This is a genomic window from Vibrio sp. KUL78, from assembly GCF_059725505.1.
Genome location: NZ_AP045838.1, coordinates 1,821,015 through 1,841,928 on the forward strand (window position 1 = coordinate 1,821,015; position 20,914 = coordinate 1,841,928).

The window sequence follows — 20,914 nt, forward strand, 5'->3', positions numbered from 1 at the left end:
TGCTTATTCAATGAAAACCAGCTAAAAGATTAGCGCCCAGCCCCTCGCTGGGTTGATGAAACATAAGGAATCACCATGCAGCAAATTGATAACAAGAGCCTATTGTCCTTTATGGTGACGGCAGCGGATGACGCTGTTGAAGTAACAAATCCTGCAACGGCAGAGATCGTTGGCTACGCGCCTCGCTCAAGCGAAGCAGAACTGATGGATGCCATTGAGCGCTCACACATGGCTCAAAAAGAGTGGGCAAAAGTGCCAGCTAAAACACGAGCTGGTCTGCTGAACCGTTGGTTCCAACTTATTTTAGAAAACAAAGATGACCTTGCTCGAATCATGACGATGGAGCAGGGAAAGCCGTTGGCAGAAGCAGCGGGTGAAGTGCTTTATGGGGCGAGCTTTATTGAATGGTTCGCAGAGGAAGCTAAGCGCACTTATGGCGATACGATTCCGGGTCCAACAGCGGATAAACGTGTAGTCACCATCAAGCAGCCAATTGGTGTGGCTGTTGCTATTACTCCTTGGAACTTTCCAATTGCGATGATCACACGTAAAGCAGGTCCAGCACTGGCTGCGGGTTGTAGCTTTGTGGTGAAACCATCGGATTCTACACCGCTATCGGCATTTGCCGTGGCTGAGCTTGCGTATCAAGCGGGTATCCCAAGAGACGCATTGCAAGTCGTGTTGGGTGAAAGCTCTCGTAAGATTGGCGCAATCTTTACCTCGCATCCATTGATCAGAAAGCTCTCGTTTACTGGTTCTACTCAGGTAGGCAGCGTATTGATGGCGCAATCGGCGAAAGATGTAAAACGTACTTCTATGGAGCTTGGCGGTAATGCACCGTTCATCGTGTTCGATGATGCTGACATTGATGCCGCGGTACAAGGCGCCATGGCGTCTAAGTTCCGTAACGCTGGACAAACCTGTGTGTGTGCAAACCGCTTTTACGTCCATAGCAATGTCTATGATGAGTTCGTTGCTAAGTTTGATGCTGCGGTACAACAGCTCAAGATTGGTAACGGTCTAGATGAAGGTGTGAACATCGGTCCGGTTATTAACGAAAGTGCAAAAGAAGGTATCCAAGCACTGATCGACCGTGCGGTTGAGCAAGGTGCGACACCGGTAACTCCGCTGAAAACCCTAGACGGTCTTTTCATGCAGCCAGTCGTGCTCAAAGATGTTGAGCACAGCATGGATATCGTTCAAGAAGAGATCTTTGGTCCGGTTGCGCCTGTGATTCGCTTCGAGACAGACGAAGAGCTTATCGAGATGGCCAACGACACTATCTATGGTCTAGCGAGCTATTTTTACAGCCAAAACATCCACCGTGTATGGAAAGTGGCAGAAGCACTGGAATACGGCATGGTTGGAATTAACGAAGGCATTATTTCTACTGAGGTTGCACCATTTGGTGGTGTTAAGCAGTCAGGCATTGGACGTGAAGGCGCGAAGCAAGGTATCGACGAGTATATGGACGTGAAATACCTATGTTTTGGTGGCAACTAAGCGATAACTTATCAAGGATTAAACAATGAAAAATCAACAACTACACGAAAGAAGAAGCAAGGTTATCGCTCAGGGCATGGGCGCACTGTATCCACTGTACGTTGAAAAAGCAGAAAACGCTCATGTCTGGGATGTCGATGGCAACAAATACATCGATTTCGCGGCGGGCATCGCTGTAACCAACACAGGTCACTCTCATCCGCGTATTACAGAAGCGGTGAAAGCGCAGATTGAGAATTTCTCACACACTTGTGCAATGGTTACGCCATACGAGTCATTCGTTGAGCTAGCAGAAAAGCTCACTGAGCTTGCTCCTGGTGATACTGAGAAGAAGGCGATCTTCTTAACCACGGGTGCAGAAGCAGTAGAGAATGCGGTCAAAGTAGCGCGAGCGCACACGGGACGTAGCGGTGTTATCGCATTTAAAGGTGGTTTCCACGGTCGTACCAACATGACCATGGGTTTGACAGGCAAAATCGCCCCTTACAAGGCGGGCTTTGGCCCTTTCCCAAATGAGATCTTCCACGCGCCATACCCAAATGCGTTCCACGGCATTAGCACTCAAGATAGCTTACAAGCGCTAGAGGATCTGTTTGCTTGTGATATCGAACCAAGTCGCGTCGCGGCGATCATCTTTGAACCTGTTCAAGGTGAGGGTGGTTTCTATCAAGCGCCTCAAGATTTTGCCGAAGCGGTACGTGCACTGTGTGACAAGCACGGCATCTTGTTGATTGCTGATGAGATCCAAACGGGTTTTGCTCGCACAGGTAAAATGTTTGCCACTGAGCACGTTGGTATCGAACCCGATTTGATGACCATGGCAAAAGGGATTGCGGGTGGTTTCCCAATCTCAGCGGTTGTGGGTAAAGCACACGTAATGGACTCAGCACTTCCGGGTGGTCTTGGCGGAACGTATGCGGGCTCTCCACTTGGCTGTATTGCTGGCTTAGAAGTTCTGAAGATCATCGAAGAAGAGCAGCTGTGCGCGAAAGCTCAAGGTATTGGTGAAGTCGTCAATGCTCGCATGACAGCGCTGCAAAAAACGGTTCCTGCCATTGGTGAGATTCGAACAATTGGTGCAATGATGGCTATTGAGTTCACCGATCCAGAGACACAAAAGCCTTTGCAAGATGTCACTAAGGCGGTGATCGCTAAAGCCCAAGAAAATGGTCTTATCTTGCTATCGTGTGGTGTGAAAGCAAACGTCATTCGCTTGCTTCCACCATTGACGATTGAATCAGATGTGCTGGCAGAGGGCTTAGACAAGCTAGAAGCCATCATTCTGGATGTAGCGAAGTAACCCCCAAACCTCCACTTTCGCTCCGATAACACAAGCCCCCTCGATTCGAGCCCGAGGGGGCTTTTTTGATCTTCCAACCTTTTTTCTCCTGTGATTTTTTTCAAAGTTTGATCTAGTGCTTATTTATATATTCTTCTACATTTAAAACTATATAGTTATAAATGTAGTTCTGTTAAATTATCTAGACTCCTCACAGGATCCCAGTGACTTATTCGGATCTTGATAGCGATTTGGCGCAGATGGCTATCAAGATCCCTTTGAAATTTGGTTGGAATACAATGACACAGCAGCACTTTTTACCGATGAGTAACGTGATTCAAACGTATGCGTGGGGCAGCGATACGTCGTTCTCGGCACTTCTCGGTATCGACAACCCAGAAAACACACCACAAGCCGAACTCTGGATGGGGGCCCATCCAAACGGTTGCTCTCATGTCACGCTAAACAACGAGCAAGTTCGTCTTGATCAGTTGATAGCGGCGAATCCAGAGGCAGTGTTAAGTGCGTCAATCGAACAAGAGTACGGTGAGCTGCCTTATTTGTTTAAAGTCCTTGCGGCGAAAAGTGCGCTGTCGATTCAAGTTCACCCGAGTAAAAGCCAGGCTGAACAAGGCTTTGCAAAAGAAGACCGTGAAGGGATTCCGAGAAGCAGTGACACTCGTAACTACCGTGACCCAAACCACAAGCCTGAGTTGGTCTACGCTCTAACGCGCTATCAAGCGATGAACGGTTTTCGACCTCATCAAGAGATACTGAGCTACTTTGAAGCGTTAGATATCGCAGAGCTGTCGGAAATGGTAGAAGGCTATCAAGCCAATCAAAACGCTGAGGGGCTTGAACGCTTCTTCGTAGGAATGCTGAATTTAGAGGGGCACAAGAAGGAAGCCGCGTTAGATAAGCTTCTGACTTATGCCCAAAGCCAATCGGGGAATGAAACCTTTGAGCTCATTGTGTGGCTTGAACAGCGATACCCAGGTGATATTGGACTGTTTGCTCCGTTGATGCTTCACGTATTGACACTTGAGCCGGGAGAAGCCATGTTCCTCCATGCTTGTACTCCGCACGCTTATTGTCAGGGCACAGGGCTTGAGATCATGGCCAATTCAGACAATGTGTTAAGAGCGGGGTTAACGCCAAAGCACATAGACGTCGCAGAGCTTGCGTCCTGCACCATCTTTGAGCCAAAGGCTCGCGATGAACTGCTAACCGCACCAAGCTTTGATAATGGCGCAGAGCATTATCCCGTACCTGTTGGTGACTTCAAGTTTAGTGTCTACGTCAATCAAGTTAACCGAGAGGTAACGGTGTCTACTCCTGAAATCCTTCTTGCTTTAGATGCGCCAGTCGAGTTAACCCATACAGATGGTGAGACTCTAACTATTGAGCGTGGGCAATCGGTATTTATCCCTGCATCAGCGAAAGGTTATAAGGTGAGCTGCTCAGGTAAGTTTGCTCGAGCGTATTGCTGATGTAGTCAGCTGTTAAAAACAAGCCGTTATCCAGTCAATTTTAGGGAGATCGCGATAGATCTCCCTTTTTTACGGTCAAATGAACAGAAGATAATCAGCATGGATTGCAATTTAGTTACAGATAACTAGTATGTAATTTAAGGATATGTAAAAACTAAAGCACTAGGTACTGTAAAATGGAATTTAGAGTAGCAGAATATGCTGACTTTCAGGGTGTTGCGCAACTTCATGCAGAAAGTTGGCAAACCGCCTATAAGGGCATCATGCGTCAGTCTTATCTTGATGAAACCGTACTCGAAGATAAACAACTGATTTGGCAAACAAGATTGCTCAATCCACCTTTTAGCCAACACGTATTGGTTGCGGAAGAAGAAGGGAAGCTATTGGGCTTTATCTGTCTTTTTGGTAATCACAATGTGGATTACGGCACTATCATCGATAATCTACACGTTACTCCCGAAGTGCAGCGTCGTGGTATCGCCAAGCAACTGATCATTCAAGCGGTGGAGTGGGCAGAGAAGTTCTATCCCGACAACGGCGTATTTCTTGAAGTATTAGCAGATAACGCTAACGCGATTAAGTTCTATGAATCTTTGGGTGGAAAACGAGAGCTCAAGCAGCGTATGGAATCGCCGTGTGGCAAGTATCTCGACGAGTACCTCTATACTTGGAAGCGACCTGCAGAACTCAGTGAAGGCTGCAGTGTATTAGCATAATCGCTAAATCGGATGGCAATAAAAACGGCGCCTCAAGTGAAGCGCCGTTTTTTATGTTTAGAAATCGATACGGAATACCGATGTCGTGCCACTCACTTCGTTGCCCTCGGCAATAAAGTGCTGACCTTGCCTGGTGAAGTATTTAATAGACTCTGGACCGAGGTCGCCTGCTTTTGGATTGTAGGTGTCGTTGTCACAATCGCCATCATCCACTTTGGTACAAACAGGTTGGATAAAGTCACGGTTATTGACGTAGCTTACGAACAGTGCTTGAGTTGGTGTGGTAATGTCGTAAACCATGATGCCACCATGACGCTCTAACCCAATAAAGGCGTAGTGACGACCATTGATCGATGCAACTTCAATGGCTTCTGGCTCAACGCCTTTATCATCGCTGCGATCATCCGCAGAGTCGTTGTTGTCATTCGTGCTGTTGAAGTTGGCTTTGTCATTCATCAGAACAATGTTGGCAAACTCGTCACCGCTGTCATACACCCTTTCGCCCTTGTCATTCCAAATAGAGAATGAACGAGCACCAAATGCTTGTACTTTCTGATCGGCAGCAAGTTCACCTTCAGGTTTAATCACCTTTAAGCGGGCGAGTTGCTTATTGTCTTTGAGTGCGGCAGCAAGCGGATGGTCGTCAGAAACCTTTAGCTTTTTACCACGGACTTCGTCGATATAGGCGATACAAAAATCTTGTTTCGACTGATAATCCGTTTTCGACTGGTCTTCGTCGCCATCCCACTTGTAACCTAACTCATCGCATTTTTGTTGTGTGGTATCAAAGCCATACTCTCTACCGTCGCCTTCATTTGCGGTGAGGATATAAGTCTGTCCGTCAACCGTGTAGCTGGCGATGCTGTCAGGCATGTATAGCCCTTCTAGCATTGGGTAACTTTGAAGATTGCCAACCATCTTGTCTTTGTTTGACGCATCGAGTTTAGCGTCTTGCCAAGATTTACCACCCAGTCCATAGATGCCTGTGACTCGCTTTGCACTGACATCAATCGAAGCCAGAGCATTGTTTTCTTGCAGTGCAACAAACAACTGACCATTGTCATCAAAGGCTAGATATTCAGGCTCCAGGTCTTGCGCTACGGTTGCGTTTGGATGAGAGATACGAACATCCGCAGACAGTTCGCTATGACGGGCGCTGCCCTCATTGAACTCACGGAAATCAATCTGAGTGACAACCGCATCGAGTGGTCCACTTTTCAGGTCGATTAAGGTAACAGACCCTTCAGGATCGATGGAGTAATCGGCGTTAGGTTCACCCTCGTTAGCTACCGCGATGTATTGACCATCTTTTGAAAAACTGACCATATCTGGCAGTGCACCTGCTGGATAGGTGGTGATCAGCTCAAGAGAGTCTGAGCGGTACAGTGCGATGATGCCTGGTTCTTGCTTGTTTTCGTTTTCAATGGCGACCGCAACCAGACCTTGGTGCGCGGACACGCTGTTTGCTGCGCCGATCGCAACGCCAGACTGAGTCGCTGCTGAGGTTAGATCGATTTGACCTTGCGCACTTGGCTCGCCACTTTCTGAAAGCGATAGAACGTCAACCTTCTTTCCCTGCGCGTTGACGACGTATAGCTTGTCGGTACAGGTGTCATAGCTAACGATCTCGGCTGCTGATGTGCCAAATGGCGCGTCTGCTATTGAAGTGCCGACCAAAGTTAGGCCGCTTACCGACATTTCGCTCGGCTGAGGTTCGATGCGAGTTGTACACTGGATGTTGTATGACTTAACCGCTGAAAAGCTGGTGGCACTGGATGTTGACGAGTTAGAAGAACATCCTATTAAGGCTGATGTTGCTAGAGCTAATGCAGATAGTGCGAGTGTGTGTTTCATGTTTCCTCCTTGAATGTAGACTCGCCGACTGTAGAGAAGTGGTATGACAGTTTTATGTCGATATTATAACCATCTGATTAAATGACATATTTGACAGCAAACAAGGGAATAAAACAAAGCGAGAGCCTGGGCTCTCGCTTCTCTCGTCTCTGATAGTCGGAGCTATCGCCTTAATGTATTGAAACTCGGTTGATTGCGAACGATTTTGTCATGAACCTGCGTGTAGGTTTGCAGGTAGATGTCGTCAATCTGCTCAGCACACGGAAAACTTTGTGAAAACTCCGGATGCTTATTATCAATAGACAGAGTTGCTGCTTCTATGATGTGGGCGATAAACATACGCGGATCTTCAAGACCAATAGAAAGCCTCATCGTGGTGGGCTTTATACCTGCCTCGGACAGCGCTGAATCACTAAGCTCTGAGTGAGTCGTCAGAGCAGGGCACAGCGCGACCGTGTTGGTTTGTCCAAGGCTGACTTGCATGCCAATCGCAGGCTCAAGCATGTCAAAGAACTGCTTGAACACTTCTCGATTGATAGGTGCTCGATTGCCATTTCCCTCCATGTCGATGGTAAACAGCGCTGCTGGTAAACCGAGATACATGTTCTTCTGACAGTGAAGGTAGTTATCGCTATCAGGCAGAGCAGGGCAAGAGACATTAATATCGGGATGCGCATCGAAGATTTTGGCTAGCGTTAGCGTATTAATCGTTTTTTGCACCACACGCATCTCATAGGTTTTCATGCCGTTGAGCACTTCAAACGCCTTGTCCGCATCAAGGAAAGCCCCCTTGATGTAGTAAACGTTCCAAAACAGCGAGTTATTCCACTCTATAGTGATCTCATCACCGTTGGGTTTAGTGAATGGAACACTCTCACCTTTGGGGATAAACATGTTTTCGTTTCGACCTATGACCACGCCCGCAGTCGTCGTCCCTGAGCCAGCGAGCTCTTTAGTGTACGAATGGATGACATAGTCGGGGCGCTCCATAACGTCGTCGCGCTTAAGTACAGGATGTAGCATTGGCGTGCCAACCGTTGAGTCGACAATCACATCCCAACCGCGAGTGTGTGCGGCGTGGCTAATAGCAGCAACATCAAGAACGTATCCGTGAGGGTTGCACGGTGATTCAAGGTAGATATAGATGCGTTTGCCATTTTCTATTCGGTCAGCGTATTTCTCAGCTACTTCATCCAAGCGTTTGGCGAAGTCATCACCGGAATAACCATCTACCCATTCAACCGCGACATTGAGATTTGAAGGTTTAGCGAACCAGTCTTCTAGCAATTGATATGAACCGCCATAGATGTTTCGTGACGCCAGTACGATATCTTCATAGCCCAACAGATGACTCAGTAGACCATCTATTGCTGCCATCCCAGAGTTGAAGTTCCACGCGAGATATTGGTTGGCTCTTTCCCCCGCTTCCAAATCGACCATATGATTCGCGAGAGCGATAGACGTTGGATTAAGAAGCCTTGAGTAGATGTCATGCAACGGCTCTTTGCCGTTAAATGCATCTTCAATCCACTCAGTGCACGCGAAAAGATAGGTTGCTGTGCGAGTGATAACCGGGCTCGCTGAGAAAATAGCCGCCACATTGTCAAAAATAGGGTAGGCCCCCTTGGACGCGAAGTTACCATTGTTGGTTGCAATCGACTGATAGGTAGCGCGCATCGGATTTTGCAGATTGTCGAGGATCTTGGCGATCTGGAACGACAAAAATCGTTTGGCATTAAACCAGGCGATACGATCGCTTTTATCAAGATCCGATAGGCCCTCGACCGTGATTGCCCATAGGTCATGAGTCTTGTTGTTCGCTTTGTATAACGTGGTCGCGAGTTCTACAAGCGACATGCCGTATTCGCTGTTTGGATCGATACCAAAGTGTTTGGCTTGCTCGATAGCCAATGCCTCTGCTTGTTCGTGTTTGGTTGTTTTTCGTAGAGGGCTGAGTTGAGTCGAGGTATTCATATTTCCATCCTTTGTTTTACCTCTTAAAAGTTTAGTGTTATAAAAATGTTAATGATTGCGATGTGCCAACTATTTTAGGGTATTTGAGCAATAAAATTGCGCGTAGATACAAATTATTGAAGGAACCTGCCAATGGATGAGATTGATAAGAGGATATTGAAAGAGCTTCAAAGCAATGCCCGGCTGAGTAATCAGGAGCTTGCTGATCGTATTGCTCTCTCACCTTCCCCATGCCTGCGTAGAGTCCGAGCATTGGAGAAACAAGGTGTTATCCGCGGCTACCACGCGAGCGTCGATCAAGAAGCGTGTGGTCTACCGATCAACGTGTTTGTGCTGGTTAAATTGGACAAACCAACCGAGGATAATATGCGTGACTTTGAGCGTCATATCGACAGCATGGACGAGGTATTGGAGTGCTTTTTGATGACAGGCAATCACGACTACTTGCTGCATGTGGTGAGCGAATCACTAAAAACCTACGAGCAGTTTATTCGTCGTCAGCTCACGCCGCTTACTAACATCGCTTCTATTGAATCCAGCTTTGCATTCGGGCAAGTTAAGCGAAAAACCAAACTTCCGATTAGCTAGATTTGGCTTAATCGACCCGTCGAACCGTCGAACCGTCGAAACACGAATGTTTACACAGCTTTACATTCCTGACTATCGCCTAACAATTGTAAATTCTTGATAATGTCCTTAGCTTTTTTAAGGAAACATAATCATGTCAAAAAAATTATCAAAACCGACAATTGCTCTTCACTGGTTAACAGGATTAACCTTTATCGGGATCTTCCTACTCGGTAAAGTCTTTGAATCGATGGAGCGTAGTCCAGAAAAATTCGAACTGCTTGGTATCCACAAATCACTAGGTGTGATTTTACTTGTGATCGCCACCACTCGCCTGATCTGGCGATTTAAAGAGGGGGCTATCGAAAGCGTTGCACCTATGCCAAGACTGCAAGAAATCGCTGCGAAATCTATTCATCACTTACTTCTGTTGGGCACATTACTCATGCCAACGTCTGGCATCATGATGAGCATCGGCGGAGGAAGAGGCATCGATGTGTTTGGTTGGGTTCTATATGACAAGGGTGACAAGATTGAGTGGCTTGGCTCGCTCGGCAGTAACTTACATGGCATTGGCGCGACGGTATTGATGGTTGCTGTTGCACTACATGTGCTGGGTGCTATCAAACACCAAGTTATAGACAAAGATGGCACGCTAAGCCGAATGTTGGGTCGTTAATGATTCTATTGGTTGTCCAACTTTAGAGCTCAGAGAAACACAAGAAAAGACCCCGCCTAGCAGCGGGGTTGGTCAAAGCGGTTGTTACGATTTACGTAAAAAGACCATAAGTTACCAATAGTGAGCCTGTGAAGTCTCAATTAAACAGGCTCTAGGTGTTTTGAATGCGTTCACGGTAACCGGGGGTTAGTTAAACGCACGAGCAAGAACACCATTCCCTTGATATTGGTAATGAGCAGAATCATTGCTGATGAATACCGATTCGCCAGGTTTTAATACAACTTGGTTGTCTGATGACGATACGGTTACTTCACCTTCTACGCAGAACAGTATCTCTGCACTGCGCAAGTATTGACGTTGGACTTCTTGGTTAGACTGAATAATGTCAAAACCAAAGTCGTCCACTGGAATAGGGTAACTAAGCCTGCCTGACTTGTTTACAGGATTAAGCCTGATATCTTCTGGCTTGATAGGCTGGAACTTAACGTTGTCGATAAGCTCGGATACGTCAATGTACTTTGGTGTTAAACCTGCGCGCAGAACATTGTCTGAACTCGCCATGATCTCTAGACCTGTTCCCTCTACATAAGCATGAGGGGTTTCGGCATGCAAAAACATCGCTTCACCGGGTGCGAGTTCAACGGTGTTTAGCATCAGTGGTGCAAACAGACCAATGTCATCGGCGTAGTGTTGAGAGAAACTCTGGCTATAAGACAAGGCTTCCCTAACCACGACGCTTTTCGCGGGTTTTTGGTAGGCAGCGTAAAGCTCTTGCAATGCTTGCTGCTTAATGTCCCCACTAAGAGACATGATCTCGGTAAAAAAGCGTTTGAGACCATCACTGGTTTGGTTGCTTGCCAAAGCAGTCACCTGAGGCTCAAGTGAGTCAATACTAATGGATTCAAACAAGCGAACGATGTCTTCGATTGGTCGAAAGCCATTCATCGCCTTGTAGAAAGTGAGCGCATAAACTAGTTCAGGCTTGTGGTTCGGATCCTTGTAATTGCGGTTTGCGGCATCAAGTGGGATACCTTGGGCATTCTCTCGCTCAAAGCCGAGCTCGGACTTATGCTTGTTAGGGTGCACCTGAATCGATAATGGCGTTTCTGCAGCAAGCACCTTAAACAAGTACGGAAGCTCTCCAAATCGATTGGTTGTGTAGTCACCAAGGGCTTTTTGCTTGTCACTGGCAATATAGTCTGCGAGTGAAGAGCCAGAGTCTTCAAGGACTGAACTACCATTGGCATGGGCACCCATCCAGATTTCAGCCTGTGGTTCATTCTTTGGGTTTTCAATGCCAAATAGCTCAGTGATGGAGGTTTTGCTTCCCCACGCATAGTGCTTGATATCATTGCTAAGTTTTACTAGAGACATGTGTTTTTCTACCAATCAGCGATGGGTTGCTCCCCCAATTGAGGGAGCTGGTGGATGTTAGAACTTGATTTGGAAGCTTCGAGCTTGGCAAGGCTTCAGCTCACCGAACGATTGCATTGCTACATTTGTCTCGCGCACACGTTCATCTAGGCTAACCTCTCGCCATGACGTCACTGGCTGAGCGAAGTCAATGTGGTCTTCGATACTGCCCGTCTCTGCTGGGTTGTAGACACGTAGAATCAATGCATTGTCATCTTCAGCTTTTTTGAGGACACTCAGAACCGCGCCTTTTTTGCCCTTGTTGAGTAGCGAGTACGTCAGCGGTTTATCTTGTTCACCTACGTTAAGCTTCATGGCGTTGTATGGGATCTTGTTGTAACACTGGATTGGCGTCACATTGTCACGAGCCTCGGCCATTAGGTTGGCGTCGATGTGATTACCGGCAAAGCCAAATAGTGCGAACTCACATACAATCTTGCCGCGTGTTTGTGAGTCTGGTGTTGGGATCTTAATACCAGACGGGCGACCCGGGCGAAGCAGCAGGTTTTCTTTACCAAGCACACCTACGCCGCGGAGTAGAGTGAGTGCGAGGGTGTCGCGTTCTTCATTACCTTTGCTTGAAATCACTTCGAACTCACGCAGACCATTGGTCATCAGTGCCATACCGCCAGTTTGGTTTTCTACCGCTGCAAAATTCATAAGCTGGTACACCGGCACCGGTGCTTCTTTCCAGCCTTCTTGCTCCCACACGTCCATTGCTGGGTCGTTGGTTGGACGAGTAATCAAACCAAATTGGTTGTCCGCTACCACTGTCTCAGAAACAAACGGTGTCGGTACCAGCACGCGAACACGGTGATCATCAGCTTGGTTGTCCATTTCCATGCGAACTTCGATCCGGCGTGAACCTTGTTTGAGCACCACCTGGCAGTTCATATCGACGAAGCCATTTTGCCCCGAACGCGCTTCGCGTTCCGCAAGGTTTGCTGGCACGTTCATGCGTGTTTTGATTATCGCAACAGACTGGAAGCCTTCGTGTTTGATGCTGGTATCAACATCAAACTCATCGGAATACAGCAACCACTCTTTGCGAGATGGTGAGTAGTCGTACTCATCACCATCGTCTGAGCCGTCTTCCACGCGCAGCACTTGGTCGAAAGTCATTTGCGTTTCTTTGTCCAGTACGCTTAGGGTACCGTTGCTGTTTACTGAGATTTGGTAGAACTCATTCTCAAGGTATTCAGACGTCGACTTCACAGCTTTTTGTGCGCCGTCTTGGCTACCTTGGATATGCAGCGTGGTAAAGCCCATCGCAGGCACTGTGTATTTGATCTGGATGTCGTACTCAATGAATGGGTCGTAATTACCGTAGTGAACGATTTGACGGTCAATTTTACCAGGGTCAATCACGCGCTGGTCTTGAATGAAGTATTCAACTGGGTTGCCTTCATCATCAAACAGGTTGAATTTATCAGCGCGGATAGTGATGGTAGTGTTGATCACTTCTTCACGCTCGTATGGCGATAGGTTAAAGAACGCTAGCTTGTCACAACCTTCGCGCGCTGGCATATGGTCAACGATCTTACGCTTGTAGAAAGTGATCAGGTTGGTTGCCATATCGTCGGCAAGTATGTAGCGGTTCAGGATCTCAGCATGAACTTTGTCTGAGCAGCAGCAACCAATAGAATCGTGGGCATGGTTCTTCATGCTCTCTTTCCACATCTTCTCGATAAGACCGTGGTGGTACTCAAAACCCAGTGTCCAAGCGATCGCAGCGAGCGGCTCTAGGATATTAACGATCTTGTTTTCTACCTCTGCGTGGATCAGTTTGATGTCCATGCGAGTCGAAGAAATTGTGCGGTGAACACGCATGTACTTACCGTCGTTAAATTCACCTTTGATGGTGTCTAGGTTGTCACGCTCTTGGCGGATACGGTCGAAGACCTCTTCAAAGCGGCTCATGACGAACTCACGATCTGGGTAGATTTCGCGTAGTTTGTCCATCACCTCAAAGATATCTTTTTGAATTGGCATCTGGTCGTGACCGTTTGGCAGTAGGATGTCTTTGGTCACAGAAGGCTTTTCAAGCACAGGGAAGTATTTATCTAGACGTGCACGCAGACCTTCTTCGTCTTGTGGTAGGTATTTACCAATCGCGTAGCCAAGAGGCAGTACCTGAGCCATGACCTCAGAGCCGTCGTTTGATTGCCACAAGAATTCCGTTTTGTCGGTACCGTGACGTTCAGAGCAGCCACGCCAGAACATAGCAGTGTCGATATCAAAACCGTTGTAGATCATTGGTAGCTGCGAGCTCATTGAGAATGAGTCTGGCAGGTAGCCGATCTTCATTGGTTCACCCAGCGCAAGACAGTCACGCATTCCGTAAAGCATGTTGCGAACAATGGACTCGCCAGAGACTTGCATGGTGTCAGTTTGTGAGTACCAAGGACCAACAATCAGTTTGCCAGCCTCAACCAGTGCTTTCACTCGCTGTTTATTCTCAGGTTTGATGGCAAAGTAATCTTCAAGAACCGCAGTCTGACCGTCGAGTACGTAGTATTTGTACTCAGGGTCATTTTCCAGACGCTGCATGATTTCTTCCATATTGTTCACAAGTAGAATGCGAGATTCTTCTGTTGTGAAATACCATTCACGATCCCAGTGCATGTGAGGAGTGATATGAACGCGAGATGTAGTCATTGTGAGACCCTTTTTAATGCTGTTGAGTTAGGTGCTTTGGTATAGGTAACTCTTAAGAGCGTCCAAACAGTTTCGATACAAATCCAGAGAATCCCGTTGGTTCTTCCTTCTTTTGTGGCTGCGAAGCCGGCTTTGCAGCAGCCGTTGGTTCGACAACTGGCGCAGGTTCTTCGTCACGAAGAAGAGTCATGATCTCATCAACGGTTGTTGCCTTCAGGACGGCTTCGCGCACTTCATCATCGACCAACGTACCGGTAAGTTCAGTTAGTAATTGCATATGAGTCGAACCTGCTTCGGCATTTGGGATGGCGATTAAGAAGATGAGGTTTACGTCTTCCTCTTCATCAATGCCTTGCCACTTGAGATCCTGCTTTAGCGTGGCGACGGCGAATGCGGCTTCTTTTACTGCGTCCGTCTTACCGTGTGGAACCGCAAGCCCCTCTCCGAGAGCGGTGGCTCCATGAGTCTCGCGTTCATAAACCGCTTTCAGATACTCTTCTTTGTCGTGGAGCTTGCCTTGTTGATCAAGTTGAGCTGCTAATGATTGGATCGCTTCATCGCGACTCGCAAATGTGGTCTGTAGGTTAATAAGAGATGGGTTCGTTAATGTCGTTAAGTTCATAATCTTGCTTCCGTAATCCAATGCCTGGGTTATGTCTGATTGGTTAATACAACAATAATACCACTACAATACAAATAAAGGGTGATCAATGTCTCATTAAATGCAAAAACCGCATTTGCCTAGAGAGGGAGTAAAGATCCTGTAACGTAACTAATTGTTTTGTTACTTTAAGTGATTGATTCTTATTGGCTCAAGTTGTTGTTTTTATAATGCCTTTCGTGATCATCTTCAGACAAATACACCTCATAACAATACAACAAAGATACCTATTTAATACATATGTGAAGAGGGTCACAGATGAGAATCTAAAGCTAGGCAATAATTGACGCATTGAGCAAATCCAATATTGCTTCAATAATTGTAGAAGCGTGAAGAAAGGGACTAAAGATGAAAATCTTAGCGATTACAGCATGTACTGCCGGTGTAGCTCACACCTACATGGCAGCAAAGAATTTAGAGAATAAAGCGGCTGCCCGAGGGTGGCAGATTAAGGTCGAGAAGCAAGGTGCTAACGGCCTTGATGGTCGCATCACTGAGCAAGATGTGGCTGAAGCGGACGGCATTATTTTTGCCACAGATGTGGGCGTTGCCGAAGTAGAGCGCTTCGAAGGGCTTCCGTCTGTTCAAGGCAAAGTGAAAGATGGCATAAAAAAAGCGGATGAGATGCTTGATGCTTTAGAGCAAAAAGTGAAAGCGGGTGGTGCGGCTCCCAAAGCCAATGTTGCCTCTTTCTCAGAGTCAGAGGAGCAAAGTAATGACAACATCGTCGTTAAGTTCCTAAAAGATTGGTATAAAGGCGCACTTTCAGGTGTTTCTCACATCATCCCTCTTGTCATAATCGGCGGCCTCTGTGTTGGTTTGTTGAACCTATTCTTCGGCTACGATTATACCCACCTTTATGATGAAGCTATCCTGATTGAATATACCGGTAAAACCTATGCTGATCTTGGGATCGTAAGCGCGGCCGAAGGCCTTGCTAGCAGTGATATCAGTGCGATTAAGAACGAGGTATATGCCGCAATAGCCCAGCCTGAAGCGAAAGCTCAGTTTGAGTCTTCATTGCAAGGCATTGTCCATTTCCTGTATTACAGCACACTGAAAGCATTCAACCCGCTATTGGTTTGTGTTCTCGCTGCCTTTACCGCCTATGGCATGGTTGGTAAGCCAGGTTTAGCACCGGGGTTTGTTGGTGGTTATGTCGCCATGGGTGGTGGATTCGGTAAGATCTCCATCATGACGGGCGGCTTCCTAGGTGGTTTAGTCGCAGGTGCGGCGGCGGCGCTGTTTGTGATGTTGATTCGTCAGATAAAAGTACCCGCGGTGCTTGAGTCCGTTAAGATGATCATTATTACTCCGCTACTGGCCGGTATTTGTACGCTGCTGTTTATGTACGTTGGCCCAGGTAAGTTCTTTGCTCAGTTAAACTCTGGCCTTGTTGAATGGCTGACGTCGATGGGTACAAACAACCTATTGATCCTCGGTTTCATCCTAGGTGCGATGGCGTGCTTTGATATGGGTGGTCCGGTAAACAAAGCGGCTTATATGTTCTGTATCGGTGTCGGTACCAGTGGTGACTTCGCTGGCGACGCTTCGATTTTCTATGCGGCGTTTACGGCTGCAAAATGTATCCCTGGTATGTCTCTTGGCATCATGTCAGTACTATTTAAGCGCTACTTCGACAAAGAGGACAGACTGGCAGGGCCGTCTACAGCTATCTTGGGCTTCTGCGGAATCACTGAAGGTGCAATCCCTTACGCTGTAAAAGATCCAATGCGTATCATTCCGGCACATATGATTGGCGGTGGTGTTGCTGCGGGACTTATTCTCTCGTCGAAGATTACTATCGGTACTGTCGCAGGTGGTGCGGTATTCATGCTACCGGTTATCGGCGACCCAACGGCTTGGCTACTTTATTTCTTAATTGGTATCGCGGTTTCTATCGCATTGACGATTGCCCTGAAAGCTTTTGGCCCAAGTAAAAAAGCGGTAGTCGAAACAGCATAGTGGGTAAGCATTTTGCTCCTTTTTTCAGGCTCTAGGTTTTCCTAGGGCCTGATTTGTATTATTTGGTGAAAAGTCACCATCGAGGTACTCGTCACTACGTGAGTCGGTCTCTTTTAGCTGACAAATTTGAATGCGGTCAGAAGATTACCAGATTGTATTTGTATTATAATTTTATAATTTGTATTATATGCTCTATCTAATTGGTCTATAAGGCAAGTTCACTAACATCGCTCACTCATTTGTTAGTCGATAGGTCTAAGTGTTGAGGTATCTATGGCTAGATTGCCAATGTATCGTAAAATCGCTGATGAAATTCGTAGTAAAATCAGCACTGGAGAGTATCGCGTTGGTCATGCTCTTCCGACAGAAGCTCAACTGCGCGAAGAGTTCTCTGTGAGTCGTGTGACGGTCAGGCAAGCACTGAAATTACTCATAGAAAACGAGGAGCTTGAGAGCGTGCAAGGCAGTGGTACTTATGTGAAAGAGAACAAAGTTAACTACGATATCTACCGCCAAACCAGCTTTGCTGAGAAATGGGCTCACCTTGAAGGCGTCACTCACAGCGATGTACTTGCTTTTGAAATTCAGTCCGCTTCCCTAACGATGGCAGAGCATCTAGAGATCAACCAAGGCGAGCGAATTTTCTACGTGAAACGTGTCCGTTACTTAGACGAAACTCCAATCACGGTAGAGGAAACTTGGATGCCAACCGCAATGTTTCCTGATCTCACTTACCAAGTGATGCAGGGATCGAAATATGAATACATCGAGAAGCAGAAAGGGATGGTCATTGATCGTAGCGAGCAGGAAATTATCCCAATCCTACCGCCTGATGAGATTGCACAGCTACTCGATATGGACCCCGCTCAACCTATCATAGAGAAACGCACTCGCAGTCACTTACAAGATGACACGGTATTTGAGTATAGCCGCAACTACTTTAAGTCGAGCGAGTACAAGTTCACCTTGGTAGCCAAACGTCACTAACTCTACTTGATGCTGTCGCTTTTTTGAGCCTTGTGGTCCAAGTTCAAGCTTTGAACTTGGTATCTTCAAGGCATCCCATTTATAGTTAACCTATCAAGCATACCGAAAGGAATAAAAACAATGCGTTGGATGTTAATTGGAGCCTTGGCAGTAGGTGGTTTAGTAGGCTGCCAATCAACTTATTACTCTGCAATGGAGCAAGTTGGTTACCACAAACGCGACATTATGGTGACTCGGGTTGAAGATGCCAAAGAGTCTCAGCAGGAAGCGCAAGAAGAGTTTACTAGTGCGCTCGAAGCAGTGTCAGCACTGAGTGGTTTTGATGGCGGTGATTTAGAAAAAGTCTACAACGACATCAACGACAAGTATGAAGACAGCGAAAAGGCAGCGGAAGAGGTGCGTGATCGCATTTCGGCAGTAGAGGATGTCTCAGAAGCGTTGTTTGAAGAGTGGCAAACTGAACTTGAGCAATATACCAGCGCCAAGCTGCGTCGTTCGAGTGAGCAGAAGCTAAAGGATACTCGAGCATCCTATCAAACCATGCTTAAGGCGATGAAGCGAGCAGAGCAGAAGATGACACCTGTCCTCAATACGCTGCGCGATAACACGCTGTATCTCAAACACAACCTTAACGCGAGTGCAATTGGCTCATTGCAAGGCGAGTTAATCAGTCTGGAGAAAGACATTCAAGTCGCGATCAACCAGATGAATGCCGCGATAGAGGAGTCGGATAAATTTATTGGTAAGCTTAATAATCAATAGAGAGTTAAACAACAGAGAGTTAAACAACGAAGCTTCATCGATAGCCCCCTGTCTTCAGGGGGCTTTTTTCATTCTGTGCCTAAATTGTATTTTCAAGATTCCCGTCACATCAATTTCTTGTGTTTAAGTTTGTAAAACCCCTTAAAGCAAACAACTATTAACGAATAACTCACCACATCCGAGGGGAACCATGAGTAGTGTATTTCATCGTAGTTGCCGAGGGCAGTTGCCAACCGTGAGTCATGGTAACGGGGTCTATCTTTATGATACCAACGGCAAGGCATATCTAGACGGTTGTGGTGGAGCTGCGGTGTCTAATTTGGGGCACAGTCATCCCAGAGTAAAGCAGGCGATTCGAAATCAGCTTGAGAGCATTCCTTATGCCCACACCGGATTTTTTACCACCGAGAGTAGTGAACGATTAGCGGACCGCTTGGTGGAGCTCGCGCCTAACCCACTAAAGCATGTGTATTTTGTGTGTGGTGGCTCGGAGGCCGTGGAGGCCGCGCTGAAAATGGCTCGTCAGTACTTTGTCGAACAAGGCAAAACACAAAAGACTCAGTTTATTGCTCGTCGGCAAAGTTATCACGGGAATACTCTAGGAGCGCTCGCTGTTGGCGGTAATGAGTGGCGTCGGGAGCCCTTTAGGCCTCTGCTCTCGACCAGCCATCATATCGCCCCTTGCTATGCCTATCGTGACAAACTGGATTCGGAAACTGAGGTGGAATATAGCCTGAGGGTGGCGAATGAGCTTGAGAGTAAAATCCTGGCCCTGGGCGCTGAAAATGTCATGGCATTCGTCGCCGAGCCGGTCGTTGGGGCAACCGCTGGCGCGGTGCCAGCAACAGCGGGTTATTTACAGCGCATTCGAGAGATATGTGACCGATATGATGTACTGCTTATTCTTGATGAAGTGATGTGCGGTATCGGACGAACAGGGTCATTTTTTGCTTTCGAGCAAGACGCTGTGGTGCCTGATCTTGTTACCGTCGCTAAGGGACTAGGCGCGGGGTATCAATCTATTGGGGCAGTGTTGGCTCATGAGAAAATCTACAATCAAATCGCCAATGGCTCAGGCTTCTTTCAACATGGCCACACATTTATGGGCCACCCGATGGCGTGCGCATCAGCGTTAGCAACCATAGACACTATTGTCGATGATAGTTTGATTACACAGGTCTTCAGCAAGGGGCAAGGGCTGCAGTCGAGACTCCAAGATACCATTGGTGAACTGCCATTTGTCGGTGATATTCGAGGGAGGGGGCTATTTGTGGGTATAGAGCTAGTGGCAGATAGAGAAACCAAAGCGCCGTTAGCTATAGAAACACAAGCACATAAATGGGTGAAGTCGATAGCGATGGACAATGGCCTTATGTGTTATCCCATGTCTGGAACGATAGATGGTAGGCTCGGGCACCACGTCTTGCTCGCACCGCCTTTCATCATTTCAGAGTCAGAGCTTGATGAGTTAGTTTCAAAGCTCAGTGTGTCGCTTAGTCTTGCCGCTAATCAATGGGGGCGCTAAATATGTCATTGTTTCAGCCATCCCAAACGGCCATCATTGTCGCTCCCAATGGCGCTCGTAAGACTCAAGAGGACCACCCTAATATACCGATAGCGCAGCAATCAATAATAGATGAGGTGATCGCCTGTCGAGATGCGGGAGCTGCCATGGTGCATCTTCATGCTCGTAAGCGAACTGGCCAGCATTCGCTTGAGATAGAAGACAACCTCCCACTTTATGAAGCGCTAAAAGACAAGGTTGACGACAGTATTCTGGTGCAACTCACCACGGAGGCTGTCGGTCAATACAGTCCTGCGCAGCAGCAGGCGCTGATAAGAGCGGTAAAGCCAGAAGCGGCCTCTTTCGCGTTGAGAGAACTCATTCCTGATGAGAGTGACACTGCTTCAGCGAGTCTTTTTTTTCACTGGGTGGCTGAGCAGGGGATCTTATCGCAATACATACTCTACGATAATCATGATTTACGGCGTTACTTACAGTGGTTATCTCAAGGGGTGTTGCCTAACTATCATCACCATTTGCTATTGGTACTAGGGCGATATAGCGATGGGCAGGTAGCTTATCCGAGCGATCTTATCACTATACTTGGATCGCAATTATTTGAGCTCGATCACCGTTGGGCAGTGTGCGCATTTGGTCAATTTGAACACAAGTGTTTAACCGCTGCTATGCTTATGGGGGCTGATGTTCGTGTTGGGTTTGAAAATAATCATTATGACAATCAAGGTGCTATCGCCCCGAACAACGCTACTTTGGTCTCTCAGTTGGTAGAGACAGCAAGTGCGCTCAACATTGAACGAATGACAGCCGAAAGGTTGAAATACCATCTCACTTCGACCGGTAGTTAAGGAGTCACCGGTTAGGACCCCTACGACAGGAAAAGG

15 protein-coding genes and 1 pseudogene are annotated in these 20,914 nt (G+C 47.2%); 11 read left to right on the forward strand and 5 right to left on the reverse strand.

Translation table 11 applies throughout. From position 1 onward, the window contains the following. The first annotated feature begins 75 nt into the window (after positions 1 to 75). From AC6I8Y_RS24500 to AC6I8Y_RS24515, 4 genes are all read left to right on the forward strand, one after another. A complete protein-coding gene (locus tag AC6I8Y_RS24500; RefSeq protein ID WP_498022104.1) occupies positions 76 to 1,503 on the forward strand; it encodes an NAD-dependent succinate-semialdehyde dehydrogenase in 1,428 nt (475 codons plus the stop codon). A 25-nt stretch (positions 1,504 to 1,528) separates the two neighbouring features. Further along, positions 1,529 to 2,803, forward strand: a complete 1,275-nt coding sequence (gabT, locus tag AC6I8Y_RS24505) for a 4-aminobutyrate--2-oxoglutarate transaminase (protein ID WP_234497315.1) — start codon at positions 1,529 to 1,531, stop codon at positions 2,801 to 2,803. A 278-nt stretch (positions 2,804 to 3,081) separates the two neighbouring features. Further along, positions 3,082 to 4,272 carry a mannose-6-phosphate isomerase, class I gene (gene manA, locus AC6I8Y_RS24510; protein ID WP_498023113.1) on the forward strand — a complete coding sequence of 397 codons (1,191 nt, stop codon included), beginning with the start codon at positions 3,082 to 3,084 and terminating at the stop codon, positions 4,270 to 4,272. Between the two features lie 176 nt (positions 4,273 to 4,448). After that, positions 4,449 to 4,988, forward strand: a complete 540-nt coding sequence (locus AC6I8Y_RS24515; protein WP_498022106.1) for a GNAT family N-acetyltransferase — start codon at positions 4,449 to 4,451, stop codon at positions 4,986 to 4,988. Between the two features lie 57 nt (positions 4,989 to 5,045). On the opposite strand, the gene AC6I8Y_RS24520 is transcribed toward AC6I8Y_RS24515, so the two are convergent. Both AC6I8Y_RS24520 and AC6I8Y_RS24525 read right to left on the reverse strand, forming a co-directional pair. Further along, complete coding sequence (locus tag AC6I8Y_RS24520) at positions 5,046 to 6,842, reverse strand: choice-of-anchor I family protein (RefSeq protein ID WP_498022107.1); 1,797 nt, start codon at positions 6,840 to 6,842, stop codon at positions 5,046 to 5,048. Between the two features lie 162 nt (positions 6,843 to 7,004). After that, entirely contained in the window at positions 7,005 to 8,816 is a 1,812-nt protein-coding gene (locus AC6I8Y_RS24525) for a trans-sulfuration enzyme family protein (RefSeq protein ID WP_498022108.1), read from the reverse strand. 132 nt (positions 8,817 to 8,948) lie between these two features. On the opposite strand from AC6I8Y_RS24525, the gene AC6I8Y_RS24530 reads away from it, so the two are divergent. Then, entirely contained in the window at positions 8,949 to 9,404 is a 456-nt protein-coding gene (locus AC6I8Y_RS24530; RefSeq protein WP_498022109.1) for an Lrp/AsnC family transcriptional regulator, read from the forward strand. Between the two features lie 133 nt (positions 9,405 to 9,537). Beyond that, positions 9,538 to 10,062: a cytochrome b gene (locus tag AC6I8Y_RS24535; RefSeq protein WP_498022111.1), complete on the forward strand. Its 525-nt coding sequence runs from the start codon at positions 9,538 to 9,540 to the stop codon at positions 10,060 to 10,062. A 186-nt stretch (positions 10,063 to 10,248) separates the two neighbouring features. On the opposite strand, the gene manA (AC6I8Y_RS24540) is transcribed toward AC6I8Y_RS24535, so the two are convergent. The 3 genes and pseudogenes from manA (AC6I8Y_RS24540) to AC6I8Y_RS24550 form a co-directional block, all read right to left on the reverse strand. Next, a complete protein-coding gene (gene manA / locus AC6I8Y_RS24540) occupies positions 10,249 to 11,436 on the reverse strand; it encodes a mannose-6-phosphate isomerase, class I (RefSeq protein ID WP_498022113.1) in 1,188 nt (395 codons plus the stop codon). Positions 11,437 to 11,493: 57 nt separating this feature from the next. Beyond that, positions 11,494 to 14,133, reverse strand: coding sequence for a mannosylglycerate hydrolase (gene mngB, locus AC6I8Y_RS24545; protein ID WP_498022114.1), 2,640 nt, complete (start codon positions 14,131 to 14,133; stop codon positions 11,494 to 11,496). Between the two features lie 178 nt (positions 14,134 to 14,311). Beyond that, positions 14,312 to 14,755: pseudogene (locus AC6I8Y_RS24550) on the reverse strand (fructose PTS transporter subunit IIA); the annotation flags it as partial. Positions 14,756 to 15,142: 387 nt separating this feature from the next. On the opposite strand from AC6I8Y_RS24550, the gene AC6I8Y_RS24555 reads away from it, so the two are divergent. The 5 genes from AC6I8Y_RS24555 (at position 15,143) to AC6I8Y_RS24575 (ending at position 20,878) form a co-directional block, all read left to right on the forward strand. After that, entirely contained in the window at positions 15,143 to 16,759 is a 1,617-nt protein-coding gene (locus tag AC6I8Y_RS24555) for a PTS fructose transporter subunit IIC (protein ID WP_498022116.1), read from the forward strand. Between the two features lie 273 nt (positions 16,760 to 17,032). After that, positions 17,033 to 17,746 (forward strand): GntR family transcriptional regulator, encoded by a 714-nt coding sequence (locus AC6I8Y_RS24560; protein ID WP_234497302.1) that lies wholly within the window; start codon positions 17,033 to 17,035, stop codon positions 17,744 to 17,746. Between the two features lie 192 nt (positions 17,747 to 17,938). Further along, on the forward strand, positions 17,939 to 18,508 hold the full coding sequence (locus tag AC6I8Y_RS24565; protein WP_394150486.1) for a DUF2959 domain-containing protein: 570 nt from the start codon (positions 17,939 to 17,941) through the stop codon (positions 18,506 to 18,508). A 190-nt stretch (positions 18,509 to 18,698) separates the two neighbouring features. After that, positions 18,699 to 20,033: an aspartate aminotransferase family protein gene (locus AC6I8Y_RS24570; RefSeq protein ID WP_498022118.1), complete on the forward strand. Its 1,335-nt coding sequence runs from the start codon at positions 18,699 to 18,701 to the stop codon at positions 20,031 to 20,033. 2 nt (positions 20,034 to 20,035) lie between these two features. Next, on the forward strand, positions 20,036 to 20,878 hold the full coding sequence (locus AC6I8Y_RS24575) for a beta-keto acid cleavage family enzyme (protein WP_498022120.1): 843 nt from the start codon (positions 20,036 to 20,038) through the stop codon (positions 20,876 to 20,878). Positions 20,879 to 20,914: the final 36 nt, after the last annotated feature.